This window comes from Collimonas fungivorans (assembly GCF_001584145.1).
In the GTDB taxonomy this organism is placed as follows: Bacteria; Pseudomonadota; Gammaproteobacteria; order Burkholderiales; family Burkholderiaceae_D; genus Collimonas; species Collimonas fungivorans.
This window is the reverse complement of the sequence record NZ_CP013232.1, coordinates 2,581,552-2,601,555: the sequence shown is the minus strand read 5'-3', so window position 1 is coordinate 2,601,555 and position 20,004 is coordinate 2,581,552. Positions and strand designations below refer to the sequence as shown.

The 20,004-nt window shown below is 61.0% G+C and carries 23 protein-coding genes; 15 read left to right on the top strand and 8 right to left on the bottom strand.

Features of this window, described 5'->3' with window-relative positions:
• Nucleotides 1-74: 74 nt before the first annotated feature.
• Together CFter6_RS11265 and CFter6_RS11260 are read left to right on the top strand one after the other, a co-directional pair.
• Complete coding sequence (locus tag CFter6_RS11265; RefSeq protein ID WP_061539992.1) at nt 75-329, top strand: hypothetical protein; 255 nt, start codon at nt 75-77, stop codon at nt 327-329.
• Nucleotides 330-706: 377 nt separating this feature from the next.
• Nucleotides 707-1,252, top strand: a complete 546-nt coding sequence (locus CFter6_RS11260; RefSeq protein WP_061542321.1) for a type 1 glutamine amidotransferase domain-containing protein — start codon at nt 707-709, stop codon at nt 1,250-1,252.
• A gap of 58 nt (nt 1,253-1,310) precedes the next feature.
• On the opposite strand, the gene CFter6_RS11255 is transcribed toward CFter6_RS11260, so the two are convergent.
• Complete coding sequence (locus CFter6_RS11255; RefSeq protein ID WP_061542320.1) at nt 1,311-2,045, bottom strand: TenA family transcriptional regulator; 735 nt, start codon at nt 2,043-2,045, stop codon at nt 1,311-1,313.
• A gap of 389 nt (nt 2,046-2,434) precedes the next feature.
• Here CFter6_RS11255 and CFter6_RS11250 point away from each other — a divergent pair, with 389 nt between their 5' ends.
• Nucleotides 2,435-2,662 carry a hypothetical protein gene (locus tag CFter6_RS11250; protein ID WP_236904646.1) on the top strand — a complete coding sequence of 76 codons (228 nt, stop codon included), beginning with the start codon at nt 2,435-2,437 and terminating at the stop codon, nt 2,660-2,662.
• A gap of 19 nt (nt 2,663-2,681) precedes the next feature.
• Here CFter6_RS11250 and CFter6_RS11245 read toward each other — a convergent pair whose 3' ends face one another.
• The gene (locus CFter6_RS11245; RefSeq protein ID WP_061539990.1) at nt 2,682-3,170 is read right to left on the bottom strand and encodes a DUF4019 domain-containing protein; all 489 of its coding nucleotides are present in this window, start codon (nt 3,168-3,170) and stop codon (nt 2,682-2,684) included.
• A 183-nt stretch (nt 3,171-3,353) separates the two neighbouring features.
• On the opposite strand from CFter6_RS11245, the gene CFter6_RS11240 reads away from it, so the two are divergent.
• Genes CFter6_RS11240 through CFter6_RS11230 form a run of 3 tightly spaced genes read left to right on the top strand, consistent with a single transcriptional unit; the run spans nt 3,354 to nt 5,754 of the window.
• Nucleotides 3,354-4,139: an ABC transporter permease gene (locus CFter6_RS11240; protein ID WP_061539989.1), complete on the top strand. Its 786-nt coding sequence runs from the start codon at nt 3,354-3,356 to the stop codon at nt 4,137-4,139.
• 14 nt (nt 4,140-4,153) lie between these two features.
• Nucleotides 4,154-5,104, top strand: coding sequence for an MlaD family protein (locus CFter6_RS11235; RefSeq protein WP_061539988.1), 951 nt, complete (start codon nt 4,154-4,156; stop codon nt 5,102-5,104).
• Nucleotides 5,101-5,754 (top strand): hypothetical protein, encoded by a 654-nt coding sequence (locus CFter6_RS11230; protein WP_061539987.1) that lies wholly within the window; start codon nt 5,101-5,103, stop codon nt 5,752-5,754. The genes CFter6_RS11235 and CFter6_RS11230 overlap by 4 nt, the downstream gene beginning before the upstream one ends.
• A gap of 6 nt (nt 5,755-5,760) precedes the next feature.
• Here CFter6_RS11230 and CFter6_RS11225 read toward each other — a convergent pair whose 3' ends face one another.
• A complete protein-coding gene (locus CFter6_RS11225; RefSeq protein ID WP_061539986.1) occupies nt 5,761-7,041 on the bottom strand; it encodes a lipase family protein in 1,281 nt (426 codons plus the stop codon).
• Nucleotides 7,042-7,279: 238 nt separating this feature from the next.
• Nucleotides 7,280-8,170 (bottom strand): transcriptional regulator GcvA, encoded by an 891-nt coding sequence (locus tag CFter6_RS11220; RefSeq protein WP_061539985.1) that lies wholly within the window; start codon nt 8,168-8,170, stop codon nt 7,280-7,282.
• Between the two features lie 171 nt (nt 8,171-8,341).
• Between CFter6_RS11220 and tam the strand changes: the two genes are divergently transcribed.
• From tam to CFter6_RS11180, 8 genes are all read left to right on the top strand, one after another.
• Complete coding sequence (gene tam, locus CFter6_RS11215) at nt 8,342-9,121, top strand: trans-aconitate 2-methyltransferase (RefSeq protein WP_061539984.1); 780 nt, start codon at nt 8,342-8,344, stop codon at nt 9,119-9,121.
• 26 nt (nt 9,122-9,147) lie between these two features.
• Entirely contained in the window at nt 9,148-9,720 is a 573-nt protein-coding gene (locus CFter6_RS11210) for a chromate transporter (protein ID WP_061539983.1), read from the top strand.
• Nucleotides 9,717-10,247 (top strand): chromate transporter, encoded by a 531-nt coding sequence (locus CFter6_RS11205; RefSeq protein WP_014005945.1) that lies wholly within the window; start codon nt 9,717-9,719, stop codon nt 10,245-10,247. Before CFter6_RS11210 ends, CFter6_RS11205 begins: the two co-directional genes overlap by 4 nt.
• Before the next feature lie 67 nt (nt 10,248-10,314).
• Nucleotides 10,315-10,701, top strand: coding sequence for an SMU1112c/YaeR family gloxylase I-like metalloprotein (gloA2, locus tag CFter6_RS11200; RefSeq protein ID WP_061539982.1), 387 nt, complete (start codon nt 10,315-10,317; stop codon nt 10,699-10,701).
• A gap of 98 nt (nt 10,702-10,799) precedes the next feature.
• The gene (dbpA, locus tag CFter6_RS11195) at nt 10,800-12,179 is read left to right on the top strand and encodes an ATP-dependent RNA helicase DbpA (protein ID WP_061539981.1); all 1,380 of its coding nucleotides are present in this window, start codon (nt 10,800-10,802) and stop codon (nt 12,177-12,179) included.
• Nucleotides 12,180-12,516: 337 nt separating this feature from the next.
• Nucleotides 12,517-13,203 (top strand): autoinducer binding domain-containing protein, encoded by a 687-nt coding sequence (locus CFter6_RS11190; protein ID WP_236904645.1) that lies wholly within the window; start codon nt 12,517-12,519, stop codon nt 13,201-13,203.
• A 187-nt stretch (nt 13,204-13,390) separates the two neighbouring features.
• Nucleotides 13,391-13,954, top strand: a complete 564-nt coding sequence (locus CFter6_RS11185; protein ID WP_061539979.1) for an acyl-homoserine-lactone synthase — start codon at nt 13,391-13,393, stop codon at nt 13,952-13,954.
• Between the two features lie 153 nt (nt 13,955-14,107).
• Nucleotides 14,108-15,277, top strand: coding sequence for a low temperature requirement protein A (locus tag CFter6_RS11180; protein ID WP_061539978.1), 1,170 nt, complete (start codon nt 14,108-14,110; stop codon nt 15,275-15,277).
• Between the two features lie 10 nt (nt 15,278-15,287).
• Here CFter6_RS11180 and CFter6_RS11175 read toward each other — a convergent pair whose 3' ends face one another.
• The gene (locus tag CFter6_RS11175; protein ID WP_061539977.1) at nt 15,288-16,250 is read right to left on the bottom strand and encodes an AraC family transcriptional regulator; all 963 of its coding nucleotides are present in this window, start codon (nt 16,248-16,250) and stop codon (nt 15,288-15,290) included.
• 203 nt (nt 16,251-16,453) lie between these two features.
• Between CFter6_RS11175 and CFter6_RS11170 the strand changes: the two genes are divergently transcribed.
• Nucleotides 16,454-17,188 carry an SDR family oxidoreductase gene (locus CFter6_RS11170; RefSeq protein WP_061542319.1) on the top strand — a complete coding sequence of 245 codons (735 nt, stop codon included), beginning with the start codon at nt 16,454-16,456 and terminating at the stop codon, nt 17,186-17,188.
• A gap of 70 nt (nt 17,189-17,258) precedes the next feature.
• Here the strand turns inward: CFter6_RS11170 and tauC are convergent, their stop codons facing one another.
• Genes tauC through tauA form a run of 3 tightly spaced genes read right to left on the bottom strand, consistent with a single transcriptional unit; the run spans nt 17,259 to nt 19,954 of the window.
• Nucleotides 17,259-18,140 carry a taurine ABC transporter permease TauC gene (gene tauC / locus CFter6_RS11165; RefSeq protein ID WP_150118711.1) on the bottom strand — a complete coding sequence of 294 codons (882 nt, stop codon included), beginning with the start codon at nt 18,138-18,140 and terminating at the stop codon, nt 17,259-17,261.
• A complete protein-coding gene (locus tag CFter6_RS11160) occupies nt 18,137-18,940 on the bottom strand; it encodes a taurine ABC transporter ATP-binding protein (protein WP_061539976.1) in 804 nt (267 codons plus the stop codon). The genes tauC and CFter6_RS11160 overlap by 4 nt, the downstream gene beginning before the upstream one ends.
• Nucleotides 18,941-18,949: 9 nt before the next feature.
• On the bottom strand, nt 18,950-19,954 hold the full coding sequence (tauA, locus tag CFter6_RS11155; RefSeq protein ID WP_061539975.1) for a taurine ABC transporter substrate-binding protein: 1,005 nt from the start codon (nt 19,952-19,954) through the stop codon (nt 18,950-18,952).
• Nucleotides 19,955-20,004 lie beyond the last annotated feature (50 nt).

The window sequence follows — 20,004 nt, the reverse complement described above, 5'->3', positions numbered from 1 at the left end:
AGCGACTGTCCGATAGCCAATCCTGGCGGCAGCTCATAAGCTGGTCTGCACGATGCGGCAAACCAGGAGCAAGCATGGGCGACATCACGCAAGCGCAAATACGCAACAACTACAGCAAGGAACTGAACAACCGTTTCAAGCAGCTCAGAAGATGGGCAATGGACAACTGGCCGCTGTCCGACCAGCCCCTGACCACCGCCGATTTCAGCGCGGCGGAACATGAAATCCAATTGCTGCTTGGCGCCAAACTGCATTCACAGCTGCCAGCCAGCATGCCGGAAGACATCGAGCCGCAGTATCTGCCGGTGACGCCGGCGCCCTGGCCTTGATTGCAACAGGACAGCGCATGAGTGCAGTCAAGCGCAATGAAAAAGCCTGGCAGCACAGCTGCCGTAGCCGAGAGCGGCGGCAGCCGGCCGGCGCCAGGCTTTCCACACATCTACAAGGAACCTCCATGAGCGCCAATAGTGCCAACGACAAGCAGCAAAAGAATGTACGCTCCGGCAAGCACGACAGTCCGGATGAAATCACGCTCGACGATGCCAACGAAATGTCGTTCCCGGCCAGCGATCCGGTAGCGTCCTCCAACATCACGCGTATCGCCGTAGCGCCAGACATGGCTGCCGCCGCGGCCGACCATCAAAACAGCAATGCGGTGGCAGGCGCCGTCGACAGCGGCAAGCCGCGGGCCAGCAGCCTGCGCCACATGAACATCGCCATCCTGGTCACCGACGGCTTCGAGCAAGCCGAGTTGCTGGATCCGAAAAAAGCGCTGGAAGAAGCGGGCGCCACCGTCCATGTCGTTTCCGACAAGAGCGAAAGCGTGCAAGGCTACCTGCATACCGAGAAAGCCATGCGGGTAAGCGTCGACAAGGCGTTAGCCAAGGTGTTGCCGGAAGATTATGCAGCGGTGCTGCTGCCGGGCGGAGTGGTCAACGGCGATGCGTTGCGCATGTCGCCGCAGGCGCGCGGCTTTGTGCAGAGCATCAACAAAGCGGACAAACCGATTGCCTCGATCTGCCACGGCGGCTGGCTGCTGATATCGGCCGGCATCGCCAAGGACCGGACCGTCACCAGCTGGCCGAGCCTGCAAGACGATTTCAGGAATGCCGGCAGCACCTGGCTGGACCAGGAAGTGGTGCGCGATCGCAATTTTGTTTCTTCGCGCAAGCCTGACGACCTTCCCGCTTTCAACCTGGCCTTCATCAGTTTGCTGCGTGAACAACAGCGCACAAGCTCTGATTCCAGATAGAGCTGGGTGCAGTACGAAAGAAATCGGCAGCGGATCTTGATCGCCTGCAATACCGGTGTCAGAGGCAGCAATCCAAACTTGCCTTAAAGTAGGAAAAGCTCGTCAAGATGCTGTTACGTACGTCATCAACCGATTTTTTTTCTGGTTTTGAGCCTAATAACGTCGCAATAATGTCGAGAGCTTCCCAAGGATGAGCATCGTCGTAGTGCGCATGCAGCTTGAGCCAGCGCATAGCCTTTTTCCGAATCGGCGGCGGAAAGCTTTCTTCATAGCTTGGAGTGCTGCACACCAATGTGGCCCAATCTCCCGTCACTCCTTCGATCGCATAATTCGTTGCAGCCATGCTCGAAGCAAGCTGATCCATGCTACCGCCCGTCCAGCACCAATGGCTGAGCGCGAAGGCCGCAGGGGGACCATCTGCCTGCAGTAATTTATCCTTTGAAACATCGTGCACGGCGGCCCAGTCCACCCAATATTCAGCATGGTTTTGTTCGACACGAATATTTCGCGTCAGATAACGACGCGCCATGTCTTCACCTTCCGAGCGCCCGAAACGCGCCTTCAGCAGATTCATCGCCATGTATTGCGGAAATTGCTCGACCACCGGCCAGCCATTGACGAAAAAAGCACTGAACTCACGTGCATTGAGCGTTGCGTCACGCATGCCGGCAAATATCTGATGTCCCACGATCAATTTGCGAGCATCTGAAGTTTCATGCAACACCTGCTGCAACCATGCTGGATAGCTTGCCGGATCTTTTAAAGCGCCCTGCCTTTTGAACTCTGGACTCATCCTGAGACCCCCTTTTCGTTTCGAAACTTGCCATTGCTTGCCGCTGTCCGACGGTATCGAACCAGGCATCAACGGCGCTTGCACCTTAAGATGCATCGCTCTAATTATGGACAACCTGGAATTCTGCGGCATTTGATATTGGAACCTCATCCTCCGAGACACCAAATATCTGCACAATTTTCGCGAACCTAAGCGAGGGAGAAAGTATCCAAAGTGATATGTATATTCAGCCGTACTCCCCGGGGCACTATGTTCCTTGATCCACACTAGTTAACGCAGGAAATATTTTCAACTGTCAATAGTGACAGTTGCAATAAACCAGGCCTTCATTACTCTGCTGCGCGACCAGCAACATGCGACCTTTCATCTCATCAAAAAGGATGGACCACATGCCGACGAAAACCACAGATGTGAATATCAAAGTTCCGGTGAAAAAGGGCAACGCACCCTTGTTGCCGAACGAAAGAGACGAGGCGGCGGACCGGCAAGTTGCCGGGCCGCGCAAAAAAATGAAACAGGCTTTGACAGACCTGGACAAAGGCCTGGTCGATACCGATCTGCACGGACAGCGCGGCGTGGAAAAAGTCGTCCGGCACAGCAGGAAACACCGCAGATGACTTCCCCGGCCTCCAGTCCTTATTTTTTTGGAGCAGCAGGATCGGCCGCAGCAGCCGGAGCGGGTTCAAATTTCGTGATCACGTAACCGACCGGTATCCACTTATCGCCGGCCTGCACCATCGATACCTTTTCCAGCGTCGGCGCTTTGGCAAAACGTCCGGAAAATGCGATATTCAAGTACTCTCCTGGCGGCAGTTCCGGCGGGTTGGTGACATGAACGATTTGCTCCCACTGGCGGCTGTTCAGCGGCCCCAGTTCGGTCTTCACCGCACTCAGGTATTTCATCCAGTCTTCCTTGCTGGTGCTTTTCTGCATGGCAGGACCGCTGCTGCTCCACATCCTTTCGGCCTGGTTGCTGTCGGCCAGCGCAATCCACTGCGAAGCGGTAGCGATAGCACCGTCTATCGACGCCGTGCCCTGGGCGAATGCGGGATTGGCGGCCAGCAGCCCGGCCACGGCAAATCCGGTGGCGCAAGAAATTTTCTTAAGCGATAGCAAAGTAGTCATTTTTCTCTTTCCGTGAAATTGATCCGGGTTTTCAGAAAATCGACGGCAGCCGATCCTTGCCAGAAAGTCTAGCATATCCGTTTTTATCGGCGGCCGGCCGAGATGGCCGGAAAAGCCGGCGTCCTAAAATAAAAAGAAACCGATGCAAGACTGTTTTCAGAGTTGCTGCGTTATCATTGAGTTATGTATCCAACCCCGTCCCGCTACATAAAACCAGAGCAATGGGCAGTGACCGTCCTGCGCACCCTGGACAGCTGGTGGCGCATGCTGCACCTGGTCGGCATCGCGCTGGCCATGGCCGTGTCGCCGTCCACCTATCACCGGGCCAACCGCAACGCGACCTACCGCTACATCTACACCGGCACCTGGCAGGTCCTGCCATGGTTCACCCTGCTTTCGACCTTGCTCAGCCTGGTGCTGATCCGCATCGTGCTGGTCACCGCGCTGAGCTACGGCCTGTCGCGCTATGCGCTGGAAATGATGGTGCGGGTGCTGGTGCTGGAGTTGATCCCGCTGTCGGCGGCTCTGTTCGTGGCGCTGCGCGCCGGCCTGGCGTTCAGCGGCGCGCAGCTGCAGGCAGAAGACGCCGCGGCGCCGGACATAGCGCAGTGGCAGCAGGACCTGGTGCCGCGCGTCATCGCCAGCGCCTTCTCGGTGATGAGCCTGGCTACGGTGAGCGGCATGATTGTCTTGCTGCTGGCGTATATCAATGTCTACGGCGTCACTCCCTGGGGCCTGCTCGACTACACACGCACCGTGGGACGGGTGTTCGATCCGGCGGTGACCCTGGGTTTCGCCCTGAAAACCCTGTTGTTCGGGCTGGCGGTTGCGATCATTCCCACGGCTGCGATCCTTGAAAGCGCGCGCCGCAACACTACGCTGTCATCCACCTTGCAGCCGGGCGCCACGCGCCTGCTGTTCGTGCTGGTCCTGATCGAAGTCGGGGCGCTGGCAGTGAAATACATCTAATCTGGAAAACAGCCATGGCACTTGCCCCCGAAACTCCTCCTGTCCGGCCGCCCGCCAACGTTGAACTCAAGGCGCTGCTGCTGCTGATCGTGATGGCCGCGCTGGTATGCGGTTTTGTGCTGTACGTGATGTATGCGCGCGGGGTGTTCGAAAGCACCCAGCGCCTGGTGCTGGTGGCCGACGATTCCGAGGGCGTGCTGGTTGGCATGGACCTGACTTTCTCCGGCTTCCCTATCGGCCGCGTGCAGCGCATAGACCTCGGCCCGGACGGCAAGGCGCGCATCCTGATCGACGTTCCGCGCAAGGACGCCAACTGGCTGCGCACCAGCAGCGTATTCACGCTGGAGCGCGGCCTGGTCGGCGACACCCGCATTCGCGCCTTCACCGGCGTGCTCGACGATCCGCTGCTGCCGCCGGATTCGGTGCGCGCCGTGCTGCGCGGCGACACCGCGGCGGAAATCCCGCGCCTGGTGGCGACCGCCAGGGAACTGCTGGAAAACCTGCAAACAATCACCGCCGCCGACTCCAGCCTCAACACCAGCCTGGCCAACGTGCAGGCCATGACCGGCCGCCTGAGCGGACAATACGGCGTGCTGGGCGGCGCCTTGGGCAGCGACGAGAATGCCAAGAAGATCATCGCCACGCTGGACCGCGTCAATGCGCTGCTGACCAAGGCCGACCAGCGCGTATTCGGCCAACCCGGCCAGCGCGGCGTGATGGACGACGCGCAAGCCGCGATTGTCCAGCTCAACAATGTATTGAGCGATGCCCGCACCAGCCTCAAGAAAGTCGATGCGGTGCTGGCCGAGGCGCAAGCGGTGGGCAGCAATGCCCGCATCGCCAGCAACGACCTGGGCGCGCTGCGCGCCGAAGTCGACGCCAGTCTGCGCAAGGTGACCCAGCTGGTCGACGAAATCAATCGCAAATGGCCCTTCGCCCGCAATACGGAGCTCAAACTGCCATGAAGATCGCCTATCCCCTCGCCTTTGGCGCTGTATTGTCTTCCTTGTTGCTGACCCTGGCCGCCTGCAGCAGCAAACCGCCCGCGCCCGAGTGGCAGGGCAATGCCTTTGGCTCGCTGCAAAGCTTTTCCTCAGCCTATTTGAGCGGCAACACGCGTGTAGCCGATGTGGAATTTGCGCGCGCCCGGGATGCTGTCGCCAGCACCGGCCGCGCCGACCTGGTGGCGCGCGCCGAGCTGACGCGCTGCGCCACGCGCGCAGCTAGCCTGGAGTTCGACAATTGCGCCGGGTTTCAGCCGCTGGCGCCAGACGCTGACGCCGGCGAACGCGCTTATGCAAATTATCTGAATGGCCAATGGCAAGGGCTGGACGCCAGCCTGCTGCCGCCCCAGCACAGAACGGTAGTCGGCAGCGGCCGCATGGACAGCGTTGAAGACCCGCTGGCGCGCCTGGTGGCTGCCGCCGCCTTGCTGCAAAGCGGACGGCTGACGCCGGCGGACATCACCAATGCCGTCGATACGGCCTCGGCCCAGGGCTGGCGCCGGCCCTTGCTGGCCTGGCTGGGGGTGCAATTGCAGCGCGCCCAGGCCGCAGCCGACCACGAAGCCCAGGCGCGCATCCAGCGCCGCATCGACCTGGTGGCCAAACCTTAGGCCCTGTCAGGGCGGTGGCGTCAGCGCCGCGCAATTCGAGGTGATCGGCAAGCCGGCAAACAATTTCTGCACGAACGGCTTTGAATCCGCCAGCGACGCCAGCACTGTGCCGTCATGATTCTGGCCGGCGTAATAATGCTGCTCGATGGTGCTGCCGGCAGCGCAAGCGTCTTTCGCGAACAGGTACTGGACCGCGGTCGGGATATCGGTATCCAGGGTGCCGGTGCCGACAAATACCGGCGCCGCGAACTTGACCGTCGGATAGTTGGACGACTGCAGGGTTTGTGTGGCCCAGGCGGTGACGTCGCCGTTGAACACATCGGAAGTGACCAGCTTGTTCTGCATGATGTTGTCTTCAATCGGCCCCAGGCACTGGCTCGCCGCCACCGCATAAAACGCCTTGCCCTTGGCGGTCAGGTGATCCGACAGCAGGAAACCCGGCACTACTCTCTCCGCAGTGGCGTAGCCCAGCCAGGCATACGCTTCCAGCGTCCCCAGCACCGAGGTGAAACCATTGGTGGGGACTTGCGCCGTCAACGCATTCAGGTAGGCCAGCACGCTTTGCAGCTGGTAAGGAACGCCGGTCGCCACCGTTCCCAGCAACTTGATTTCAGGCGCGTAGCTGGGGGCATAGGCGGCTGTGGCAATCGCTCCCTGCGCGCCTTGCGACTGGCCGACGATCACTACCGAACTGGATAGCTGCGGGAAGTTTTTGGAGACCGCACGGATGCTGTCGAGCACGCTGTAGGCTTCCGGCCTTGCGTGCAAATAAGGATGCAAGCCGGGCGTGCCCAGTCCCTGGTAGTCGGTAGACACCACGGCATAACCTTGCGCCAGCCAGGCATCCAGGTAATCGACGTCGCGCGGGTCGCGCACCGTCCACGATGGCGCGCAGACGTCGGCCACGCCGACCGTGCCATGGGCCCATGCGATCAGCGGCCAGCCGCCGACCGGCGGCGCGCCCTTCGGCAGTTGCAAATCGCCGGAAACGTAGACGGCGGTCTTGCCGTCGTCGCCATCGGTCGAGCTGTACAGGATGCGCACCGCCTGCGAGGCATTCGGCAGAACCTGGCTGGCCGGCAATGGTTCCTGCTGCAGCAGCACGCCGGGCGCGCTGGGCAAAACCCCGCTCCAACGGTAAAACGCGGATACGCCGCCATCGGCGGTGAACGCCTTCGATTGCGGCACGACGTTATCGTCGCCGCCACCGCCGCAGGCGCCGAGCGTCAGGCCAAGCAGAATGGCGACAATCAATTTCGAAGGACGGTTGAACTGGATATGGCGCATGACTTTTGTCTCCTCATTTATTGGACCTCTTTCGGAACCTACTGCGCCTGGCCAATCCTGGGTGCTCGCAATCCTCATGTACTAAAGTACACTCCGGTTGCTGCGCTCCGGGCGCCTTGTCTTGACCACGCTCGCTACGGTTCCGAAAGAAGTCTATTTTTTGTAAATTGAGCCGAGTCCAAAATGGCTGTTGCCATTATGCATCATTATTTACAGGATTCCAGCCATCCGATCCGCCTCAACGCAGCGACTCTTGCTGCAGCCAGTCGCAAAAATGCTTGATCAAAGGCTGCTCGGCCTGGTGCCGCGCCACTATCCACCAATAACTCCTCGCGCGGATCACCGGTTCAGCCAGCGGGGTCACCAGGCGGCCGCTGGCCAGTTCATCGGTAATCAGCGGCAACGGTCCGAGCGCCACGCCGAGGCCATCGACGGCGGCTTGCAAAGCCAGGTAAAAATGGTCGAACGATTGTTTTTTCTTGCACAGGGCCGGCGCTACATTGGCTTCCGTCAGCCATTTCGACCAGGCGTCCGGGCGCGTATCCGAATGCAGCAAGGTATGCGCCGCCAGGTCGCCGGCGCTGCGTATAGGGGCGCGCGCCAGCAACGCCGGGCTGCAGACCGGCAGTTCGCTTTCTTCCAGGAATTCGCCGCTGACGCAGTTCGGCCAGTGTCCCGGGCCGCGCCGTATCGCGACGTCGAACAGCTCGCCCGATTCTCCCAGCGATTGCTGCGAAGTAGAAGTCGACAACTTCAGCTCTACCCCAGGATACAGGCGCTGGAATCCGCTCAGGCGCGGCAGCAGCCAACGCATGGCAAAGGTCGACAAGGCATTGATGTGCAGCACCCGCACCGTGCCCGATTCACGCAACAGCTTGGTGGCGGCGGCGATATTGTCGAATGCAGCCTGTACCGTCAGCAGGTAGCGCCTGCCGTCGTCGGTCAGTTGCACCCGCTTGCCGAGGCGGTGGAACACTTGCATGCCGAGCCAGGCTTCCAGCGCCGCCACCTGCCGGCTGACCGCGCCATGCGTCACATGCAGCTCTTCAGCCGCGGCCGAGAAATTTTCAAAACGCGCCGCGACTTCAAATGCGCGCAGCGCCTGCAAAGGAGGAAGTTTACGGGACATGGTTGTGATTATAAATCACAAGCGACATGTAAAAAAGTCGATTTGTAAGATCCGGAAGCTTCTGTAACATGCGTTTATTGAATCAATATTTACCAGTTCTCATGGCGAAACGCCTGATTTTCCCAGGAAACGCCAAGAAATTGCCTCTTGTGATAAATCCTAGGAGATGACATGAATACGACTACAGATTTTTGGGATGCCAAGCAGTACATGCACTTCGGTAACGAACGCCTGCGTCCCGCCCTCGACCTGCTGGCTTATGTGCCAGACCAGGAACCGCAGCGGGTGGTCGACCTCGGCTGTGGCACCGGCAACGTTTCGGCCTTGCTAAAGGCCCGCTGGCCGGCTGCCGACGTGCTTGGCGTCGACAGCTCGGAAAACATGCTGACGGCAGCCGCCGCAGCGGTGCCGGAATGCCGCTTCGAACGGGCCGATCTCGCGCATTGGCAGCCTGAAGGATTGCTGGACGTGATTTATTCCAATGCGACGCTGCAGTGGCTGCCCGATCATGCCGCCTTGTTCCCGCGGCTGCTGTCGTTCCTGCGCGGCGGAGCCTGGCTGGCAGTGCAAATGCCGGCGATGCACGATGCGCCGCTGAGGAAAATGCAGGCAGAGCTGGCCAGGTCGCCGGCGTTCGCACCTCACCTGCGCGGAGTGCCGCAACAACCGTCGATCCTGACCGCGGAAAACTACTACGACCTGCTGCGCTCCCGCGCCAGCAAGCTGGATATCTGGGAAACTACTTACCTGCACACCTTGCGCGGCGAGAATGCGGTTGCGGAATGGGCCGCAGGCACCAGCCTGCGGCCTTACCTGGAAGCCTTGCCGGAAGAAAAACGCAACGCCTTCCGCGCCGCCTATGCGGAAGCGATGCGGGAGGCCTATCCGCAACGCGAAAACGGCGTCACACTGTTGCCGTTCAAGCGGCTTTTCATCGTCGCCAACGTCTGATCCGAAAAATATGCAGTGACCACACAATGACTACAGAATCCATCACTACTGACCAGGATATGGCGCGCGCAGCGCCTTCCACCCGCGAGCTGTTCGTCGGCTTCCTGACGCTCGGGCTGATCGGCTTCGGCGGCGTGCTGCCGCTGGCGCGCCGCATGATCGTCGAGCAGCGCCGCTGGCTGAGCCCGGCGCAATTCACCGACATGCTTGGCCTGTGCCAGTTTCTGCCGGGCGGCAACATCATCAATCTGTCGGTGGCGATAGGCCTCCACTTCCGCGGCGTCGGCGGCGCCCTGGCGTCCCTACTGGGACTGATCGCAGCACCGTCGGCGATCGTGATTGCGCTCGGCGTGGTCTACCAGCGCTTCCAGGACAATCCCTCGGTACAGCATTTGTTCGCCGGCCTGGCCGCGGCAGCTTCCGGCCTGCTGATCTCGATGGCGCTGAAAATGCTGGTCCCGATCCTGAAAAAACCGCTGCCGCTGTTCATCGCCAGCCTGTTTTTTATCTCGATCGCCTTGCTGCGCCTGCCTTTGCTGCCGACCATGCTGGTGCTGGCCCCGCTCAGCGTGATCGCTATCTGGAAGCTGCCGTCATGACCGATACCCTGCTCGCCCTTGCAACGATTTTCAGCCAGCTGTCACTGCTGGCTTTTGGCGGCGGCAATACCATCCTGCCGGAAATGCAGCGCCAGGTAGTCGACATCCACCACTGGATGTCGCCCCAGGATTTCAGCGCCATGTTCGCCCTGGCGCAAGCCGCGCCGGGTCCGAACATGATGGTGGTGACGCTGGTCGGCTGGCACGTCGCCGGCTGGCCCGGCGTGCTGGTCACCAGCCTGGCCAAGTTCGGCCCGTCGTCTCTGCTCACCGGCGTGGTGCTGCATCTGTGGCAGCGCTTCAAGGACCGCCCGTGGCGCGCCACGGTGCAAGCCGGGCTGGTGCCGATGACGGTCGGCCTGGTGGCCGCCAGCGCCGCCCTGATTACCGAAGCCTCGACCCATGCCTGGGGCCTGGCGGCAATCGCCGCCGCCTGCGCCCTGCTTACCTACAAGAGCAAAGTGCATCCGCTCTGGGTGCTGGCGGCAGGCGCGCTGCTAGGCTTGAGCGGGATAGGTCAGGTATAGTCAGGGCTGGACAGCCGCCGCACGCTGGCGGCCATTTTCAACTGCGTTCACTCCCGCCCGACCATCCATGCAAATTTCCGGCATCCACCACGTCGCCATCATCGCCTCCGATTACCAGCGTTCCAGGCGTTTTTATACCGAGCTGCTGGGCCTGGCCATCGTCGCCGAAACCTACCGTGAGCAGCGCGACTCCTACAAACTCGACCTGCGCACCCCGGACGGCGTGCAGATAGAGCTGTTTTCCTTCCCTTCGCCGCCGCCGCGTCCGAGCCGGCCGGAAGCCTGCGGCTTGCGCCACCTGGCGTTCCGCGTGCCCGACGTAGCCGCTGCTTCCCAGGAACTGCGCGGCCAGGGCATCGCAGTGGAAGACATCCGTATCGACGAATTCACCGGCAAGCGCTTCACTTTTTTCGCCGACCCCGACGGATTGCCGCTGGAGCTGTATGAGCAATGAACAGTCCGAATAGTCGTTCTGACAAGCATGGCGGTGCTGGCTCTAAGCCCGCCCACCTGTTAGACTTCCCTCCCTTTTAAGCTGGCGACAACCTCATCGTGAAAACCTCTTCTTTCTCCACCCTCCCGCTGGCGCCGGCGTTACTCAGCAACCTGGATAGCCTCGGCTATCATGAAATGACCACCATCCAGGCGCAAAGCCTGCCGGTGATCCTCGAGCGGCGCGACCTGATCGCCCAGGCCAAGACCGGCAGCGGCAAGACCGCAGCCTTCGGCATCGGCATCCTGCACAAGCTCAATCCCAGCTATTTCACGATCCAGGCGCTGGTGCTGTGCCCTACACGCGAGCTGGCGGACCAGGTCGCCAAAGAGCTGCGGCGGCTGGCGCGCTTTGCCGACAACGTCAAGATCCTGACCTTGTGCGGCGGCACGCCGATGGGCCCGCAGATCGGTTCGCTGGAGCACGGCGCGCATATCATCGTCGGCACGCCGGGGCGCATCCGCGACCATATCGGCCGCGGCAGCATCAACCTCGGCACCGTGCAGACGCTGGTGCTGGATGAAGCCGACCGCATGGTCGACATGGGCTTCTACGAAGAAATCTCGGGCATCGTCAGCGCCTGCCCGGCGCGCCGCCAGACCTTGCTGTTTTCCGCCACTTATCCGGATGACATCCGCAGAGCCAGCGCCGAATTCCTGCGCGATGCGGTCGAGGTCAAGGTCGAAGCGCAGCACGATACCGGCCGCATCGAACAGCGCTTTTACGAAGTCTCCTACGAAGGCCGGAATGCAGCTGTGGCGCAGCTGCTGAACCACTACAAGCCGGTCTCGACCATCGCCTTTTGCAACACCAAGATCCATTGCCGCGAACTGGCCGACGAATTGCGCGCGCAGGGTTTCAGCGCGCTGGCGCTGTATGGCGAGCTCGAGCAGCGCGAGCGCGACGAAATCCTGGTGCGCTTCGCCAACCAGAGCTGCTCGGTGCTGGTTGCCACCGACGTTGCGGCCCGCGGCCTGGATATCCAGACCCTCGGCGCGGTCATCAATGTCGACGTTTCCAAGGATACCGAAGTCCACATCCACCGCGTCGGCCGCACCGGCCGCGGCCAGGACCGGGGTCTGGCGCTGAGCTTGTGCGCGCCGAACGAAAAGAAATGGGTCAAGCTGATCGAAGACTACCAGCAAGGTCCGGTCAGCTGGTTCGACCTGGCCGCGCTGGAACCAGCCGCGGGCGAACCGCTGACCGCGCCCATGCTGACGCTGTGCATCATGGGCGGCAAGAAAGACAAGCTGCGTCCGGGCGACTTGCTGGGCGCGCTGACCGGCGATGTCGGCCTGAGCAAGGAACAGGTAGGCAAGATCAGCGTGTTCGAATTCGTCACCTATGTGGCGCTCGACAAACGGATCGCCAAGCAAGCGTTCGGCAAGCTTAGCAGCGGCAATATCAAGGGCAAGAACTTCAAGATGCGGTTCATTTGAAACGAGGCGCCGCAGGCGGCATCATGCATGTGAACAAATCGACAATTGTTTTTGTATGTTCACTCAATCCCCTCGGCGGCAAAAGTGTGTTAAATTTCCTAATGGAAACTTTTTTGTAAGCGCGGAAATCCGAGGCCCGCGCCGCAACTGAAGCCAAAAAAGGCATGCAGGTTATGATTCCAAGTGCTAGCTGATGTGACGTTGCAATGCCGTTTCCCAGGCCTCTCTCTGATAATGGCCTGAGCGCGGTTTTGCGGCAGAAGAAAAGAATTTCCTTCCATGAAAAACACACATTTTTTACGGGAGTGCAGGTATGTTTAGTTGGCAAGAGCAACAAATGCAGTCTATGTTGAGCGCGAAATCCGCGCCCGTCCTTTTTAACGCTTTGTCCGGAGTCGCCAAGCAGCTCGGCTTCGATTACTGCGCTTACGACATGCGCCTGCCCTGGCCGGTGGCCGAGCCCAAGGTAGTCAGCCTGAACAACTACCCCACGACCTGGCAGCAGCGCTACATGCAGGAGCGCTACGACAAGATCGACCCCACCGTGTCGCATGGCAGGCACTCGAACCTGCCGATGGTCTGGTCCGACAAGCATGTCGCCAGCAACCGCTCGTTCTGGGAAGATGCACGTTCGCACGGCCTGCACGCAGGCTGGGCGCAATCCTGCCATGACGCCAAAGGCATCTCCGGCCTGCTCAACCTGTCGCGCTCGGATGACAGCGTCTCGCACAAGGAGCTGCGCGAGATTTCGCTCAAGCTGTCGTGGCTGGTGGGTGTAGCGCACGAAGGCTTGTCGCTGCTGCTGATCGAGAAACACATGCCGGAAGCCGCCACGCAATTGACTTCACGGGAAATCGAAGTGCTGCGCTGGACCGCCGACGGCAAGACTTCGGGCGAAGTCAGCGAGATCATGAACATCACCGACCGCACGGTGAATTTCCATATCTCGAACACCTTGAAAAAACTCAACGCCACCAACAAGACCGCAGCTGCCATCAAGGCCGCCAGGCTCGGCATCCTGTAACCGCGGCCGGCGCTGTCCCCGGCGCCGGACTCCCGCGCAACCTCTGTCAATCCGGCCTCGGCCGGATTTTTTTTGCCCGTTTCCTGTCTTATCTGCCACTGCCCCCTACCTGTCAACCTTGACAGTTACGCCAAGCGCCCCATGCATTTCAAAATTAATTCACCAATACTGACTAAGGACACTACTGATGAACGTCATTTCCGGGGCCGCCGCCGAGTTGTCAAGTGAGCTATTTTCGAAAGTATCCAGCTACCGCCACAAGGTTTTTGTCGAAACCCTGCAATGGAAACTGGAGACCAAGAATGGCGCAGAACTGGACCAGTTTGACCATGCCGATACAGTCTATGTCGTGGCGCAGGACAACCAGGGCGAGGTCAACGGCTGCGCCCGCCTGCTGCCGACCAACCAGCCCTACCTGCTGAGCGAGGTCTTCCCACAACTGCTCAAGGGTGCGGCGCCGCCGTGCACCACCGAAGTGTGGGAGCTGTCGCGCTTTGCCGCGGTCGATTTCAGCAAGAAAAAAAATGAGACGCGCGAAACGCCGCTGACGCAGGTTTCCTCATCCAACGCTTACCAGCTGCTGCAAGCCTCGATAGACTGCGCCGCCCTGCGCGGCGCCAAACGCCTGATCACCGTCTCGCCGATAGGCATCGAGCGCTGGCTGCTGCGCGGCGGATTCAAGGCGCACCGCTCGGGACCGCCCATGCTGATAGACGGCCATCGCATTTTCGCTTGCCTGATCGACGTCTGAACCAGCCGGTTTGCCCCGGCTCCAGGGTAACAGCGCGGCCGCGCATGCAGTGCACAATCAAGCCTTGCGGCAGCACCGCCGGCGGCAATTGACATGCGATGGAAACCTCCCTTATTGTGAATGACAACATCTACGCAATGAGGGAAAACCACAATGAGCAGCAAAGCCAATCTATTGCGCACGCGCGACGGCCATGAAGCCAAGGTACTGTCGGTCGAACTGTTCTTTGACCTGGTCTATGTCTTTGCGGTTACTCAGTTGTCCCACCACTTGCTGGAAAACCTGACGGTGCTGGGAGCCGTCCAGACCCTGGTCCTGTGGTTCGCGGTCTGGCTGGTCTGGCAATACACCTGCTGGGTGACCAACTGGTTCGACCCGGATGCCATGCCGATCAGGGGGCTGCTGTTCGCCATCATGCTGGCTGGCCTGGTGATGTCGGCGGTATTGCCGGATGCGTTCGGCGCACGCGGCCTGGTTTTTGCGGTGTGCTACGCCAGCATGCAGATCGGCCGCACCCTGTTCGTGGTGTTGCACCTGGGACGCCACCATGCGCTGAGCAAGAACTTCCAGCGCATGCTCGGCTGGCTGTGCATCTCGGGCGTCTTCTGGATCGCCGGCGGCCTGTCGCAAGGCCAGTACCGGCTGCTGTTCTGGACGCTGGCGGTGGCTTGCGAATACCTGTCGCCGATGTTCGGCCTGTGGCTGCCTGGCCTGGGACGCTCCCGCACCCAGGAATGGACCATCGAGGGCGGCCATATGGCCGAACGCTGCCAGCTGTTCGTGATCGTGGCGCTGGGCGAATCGATCCTGGTGACCGGCGCCACCATCGGCCATATGGCGACCTGGGATGCGCCAACCCTGATCGCTTTCCTGGTGGCTTTCCTCGGCAGCCTGGCGATGTGGTGGATCTATTTCGACACCAGCAGCGAGGCCGGCACCGAAGCCATCGTGCATTCCAAGGATCCCGGACGGATAGGCGCGTATTTCCACTACACCCACGTCATCATCGTTGCCGGCGTGATCATCACCGCGGTTGGCAACGAGCTGGCGATCGCCCATCCGGCCGGGCACATAGAGACAAAATCGCTGGCGGTGCTGGTCGGCGGGCCGATGGTATACCTGCTCGGCAACGGCATCTACAAGACCGTGGTCTACCGCCTGTTCCCGTTCTCGCACATGATCGGGCTGGTGCTGCTGGCGCTATTGGTCCCCTTCGCCTATTACACCGACCAGCTGATGATCTCCGGCCTGACCACGGTGGCGCTGATCGTCGTCGCCATCCAGGAAAGCATTTCGCGACGCCGCACGCGGCGCGCCGGATGAGGCAAGGGAACTAGGCCGGACTGGCGACCCCTGCACTGGCAGCGCCGGCAGCGCGCAAGCGCGCCACATCGCGCGCCGGCGGCGAGCCGAACATGCGGTTGTACTCGCGGCTGAATTGCGAAGGACTTTCATAACCCACCAGGTGCCCTGCGGTGGCGGCGTCGCCGACCTGGGTAAACAACAGCCGGCGCGCCTCCTGCAGCCTGAGCTGCTTCTGGTATTGCAGCGGCGTCATCGCCGTCACCGCCTTGAAATGATGATGCAGCGAAGAGGAACTCATGTTCGCTTCGCGCGCCAGATTCTCGATCCGCAGCGGCAGCCGGTAGTCGCGCTTGATCAGTTCGATCGCCTTGACCACATGCTGCGACTGGCTGTCGGACATGGCGATCTGCTGCAGCATGCCGCCCTGTTCATCCTGCAGCAGCCGGTACAGTATCTCGCGCATCGCCAGCGGCGCCAGCACCGGGATGTCCTGCGGCGTCGCCAGCAGCTGCATCAGGCGCAGCACCGCATCGAGCAAGCTGGAATTGGCCCTGCTGACAAACATGCCGCGCGCCGGCAAATCCGGTTTTCTTGCACGCACCTCGCCGGCCATGATCATGTCGCCGATCTCCTTCGGATCGAGGTCCAGGCGCACGCACAGGTAAGGCAATTCCGGCGTGGCTTGCGTCACATGGCCCATGAGCGGCAGGTCGACCGAGACCACCAGGTACTGGGCCGAATTGTAAATATAGACTTCGTCGGCCAGCATCGCCTGCTTCTGTCCTTGGGCAATGATGCACAAGGCCGGCTTATGCAAGCTGTGGGCCGGCACCGAGGGTTGCGACAAGCGCATCAGGTTGAGCGGCGCTATCGCCGTCTGGTGCACGCCATCGATGACGGTGTATTGCTCAATCAAGCGCGCCAGCTCGATTTGCTTGATCGACACCAAAGGGTCGGCGGCGGTTTCTTGGATTGATCCTGAATTTTTCATTTCCAGCCTCGTTTTCCAGCATTTGCAGGGTTTGACCGAGTCTACTATTTTTCGATCGGACGCGACGCCTCCTGGCTGCAGATCTGGAGGATCAGGCAAGAAGTCGCGACGAAGCGACTATCCCGGGCAGGTTCCCGGCCGCTACATTGATAAGCATGTCTGGCGCCGACGGCGCGGGACCTGACCACATCAAGGAGAAAATCATGTCTGGAATCAAGGATAAAGTTGTCATCATCACCGGCGCCAGCAGCGGCATCGGCGAAGCTACTGCCCGCATACTGGCGGCAAATGGCGCCCGGGTAGTGCTGGGCGCGCGCCGCACCGAACGCCTGGAAGTCCTGGCGGCATTGATCCGCACAGCTGGCGGCATAGCAGAATATCAAGCCCTGGATGTCACCAAACGCAGCCAGCTTGAGGAAATCGTGGCGTTCGCCAAAAGCCGCTTCGGCCGGGTCGACGTGATTGTCAATAACGCCGGCGTGATGCCGCTGTCAAATCTGGACCGGCTGAAGGTCGATGAATGGGACCGCATGGTGGACGTCAACATCAAAGGCGTCCTGTACGGCATCGCAGCCTGCCTGCCGGTGATGCAAGCCCAGGGCGACGGCCAGATCATCAACGTGGCTTCGGTCGGCGGCCATCGGGTGGTGCCCAGCGCCGCGGTATATTGCGCCACCAAGTTTGCAGTACGGGCGATTTCGGACGGCTTGCGCCAGGAGGTTGACAACATCCGGGTGACAGTGATTTCGCCGGGCGTGACCGAATCCGAGCTGGCCGACAGCATTACCGACCCTAGCGCCAAGCTGGGAATGGCGACTTACCGCAAGATCGCCATTACGGCGGAGGCGGTCGCCCGCACCATCCTGTTTGCCATCGAACAACCGGCCGACGTCGACCTCAGCGAAATCGTGGTGCGCCCGACGGCGAGTGCAGCCTAAGATCGTTGCGTGACGAAAAAACAGGCCAGCCGGTCACGGCTGGCCTGCCTCCACCTCCCTGAATCGGCAATTATGCGCGGCCTTCCCACGGCACGTACTTGCGCTGCAGCCAGCGCAAGGCATATTCAAAACTGGAAGCAATCAAGGCAATCACCAGGATTCCCATGATCACCACATCGGTCACCAGGAATTGCGCTGCCGACTGGATCATGAAACCCAGCCCGCGCGTTGCCGCAATCAGCTCCGCCGCGACCAGGGTCGACCAGCCGACGCCCAGGCCGATGCGGATCCCGGTCAATATATCCGGCACCGCGGACGGCAGGATCACGAAACGGATCAGTTGCCAGCGCGAAGCGCCCAAGGTCTGTGCTGCCCGCAGCCGGTTCTGGTCAACGCGCCGTACGCCATGCAGGGTGGCGATCGCCAGCGGCGCGAAAATCGCCAGGTAGATCAGCAGCACCTTGGACAGTTCGCCGATGCCGAACCAGATCACGATCAGCGGCAAATAAGCCAAAGGCGGGATCGGCCGGTAAAACTCGATCAGCGGATCGAACACCGCGCGCGCACGGCTGCTCAGGCCGATCAGGATGCCCACCGGGATGGCGCTGAAAATGGCCAGCAGCAGCGCAGCGAATACCCGTGCAATGCTGGTGGCGGCATGCTGCCACAAGGTAGCGTCGACAAAACCGTCGAGCGCTACCGCCTTGAATTTCTGCAAAACCGCCAGCGGCGACGGCAGGAACAACGGCGGCACCAGCGCCAGGGTGCTGGCCAGCCACCACAAACCCAGCAGACCCGCTACCGTCAGCAGGGTGATGCTGCGCTCGGAAACGGCGCGCCTGGCCTTGGTTTTCGGAATCTGCAGGCGCTGGCGGGCAGCACTCGTCGATGGCTCCGGCTCCAACGGCAATTCGAATTCAAGCGGTGAGAACGTCACGGATAATTCACTCATGCCGATGCCTCCTCCAATCCAGCCTGGTTGCCGGAAGCGTGACCGGGATGCAGCAGCTGCTCCAGGATTTCTTCGCGCAGGCCGACAAAGCGCGGATCGGACTTGATGCTGCGCGCCGTTTCGCCGGCCGCAAAGCGCGCTCCGAATTCAAGCTGGCGCACGCTTTCCACCCGTCCCGGCCACGCCCGCAGCAACACCAGGTCGGTCGCCAGGAATAGCGCTTCTTCCACGCTATGGGTAATCATGAAGATGCCTTTGCCGGAGGCTTGCCAGACTTGCAGCAGATGTTCCTGCATGTGTTCGCGCGTCAAGGCGTCGAGCGCGCCCAGCGGCTCGTCCAGCAACAGGAAACGCGGATCCACCGCCAGCGCGCGCGCCAGGCTGACGCGCTGGCGCATGCCGCCGGACAGTTCCCAGATGGCGGCATTGGCGTAATCCTGCAGCCCGGTCAGCGCCAGGTATTCGCGTGCCATGGCATGGCGCTGCTGTTGCGACTGCCCGGCCAGGCGCAGCCCGAACGCCACATTTTCCTGCACCGTCTGCCACGGCAGCAAAGTATCGTTCTGGAACACCACGCCGCGCTCGGCGCCCGGCCCGGTGACCGCCACGCCGTCGATGCTGACGGCGCCTGAGGTCGGTTTCAGGAAGCCGGCGATCAGGTTGAGCAAGGTGGTCTTGCCGCAGCCGGACTCGCCGATCACCACGGTAAACCGGCCATCATGCAGATCCAGCGACAGATCGTGCAAGACTGGCCGCGCCGCGTTGGGGTATGTCACCCCCACCGATTGCAAACGGATCATGCAAACTCCTTACTGAAGCGCGGCTTGCTTGGCGAACGCCGGATTCACATAAGGCTGGTAATCGGGCAATACGCGCTCGACTTTCTTTTGTTCTTGCAAAAACCCCGAAGTCGCCGCCAGCGCCTTGACGGTAGAGCCGCTCAGCAGTTGCTCCTGCTCGCTCAGCGTAGGAAAGCCGCTGCCGGCCAGCAGCTCGGCGATATCGCTCTGTTTGGCGGCAGTCAGGCGCGCGATTTTTTCGAACTGCGGCGAACCGGCTTTCCAGTCGGCGCCGTGGCTGCGGTAATCGGCATAGGCTTTGCCGGTGACTTTCACGAAAGCAGTCACGAAATCGGGATGTTTTTGCGCAAAATCCTTGCGCACGATCCAGGCGTCGAAAGTCGGCGCCCCCCATTTGGCCACTTCGGCCGAATTGGTCAGTACCGTGCCGGATTCCTTGACCTTGCCCAGCGCCGGATCCCAGACATAGGCGGCGTCGATATCGCCACGCTGCCAGGCCGCCGTGATCTCTTGCGGCCGCAGGTTCAGGATCTGCACTTTGGAAGCGGGAATGCCCCAGTGCTTGAGCGCCGCCAGCAGGCTGTAGTGGGTGGTCGAGACGAACGGCACTGCGATCTTCTTGCCTACCAGGTCTTGCGCCGACTTGATGCCGCTGCCGTTACGCACCACCAGCGCTTCCGCCTGGCCGATCTGGGCCGCGATCAGGATGGTTTCGATCGGCAGTTCGCGAGTCGCCGCGGCGGCCAGCGGGCTGCTGCCCACATAACCGACCTGGATATCGCCGGACGCCACAGCGGTTATCACATCGGCGCCGCTGTCGAATTTTTTCCAGTTGATTTTCCAGCCACTGGCCTTTTCATAGGCGCCGTCGGCCTGGGCCACTTTGGCAGGTTCAACCACCGTCTGGTAGGCGATATTGACTTCCTGTCCGGCGGCCCACGCTTGGCCGGTGAGCGCAGTGATGACTGAAGCTGCCGCCAAGGCTGGCAAACGTTTGAAAATATTGGCAATCATGCAAACCCTCGTTGTGATTGGATTGATCGATGCAACTGAATAAGCGCCCT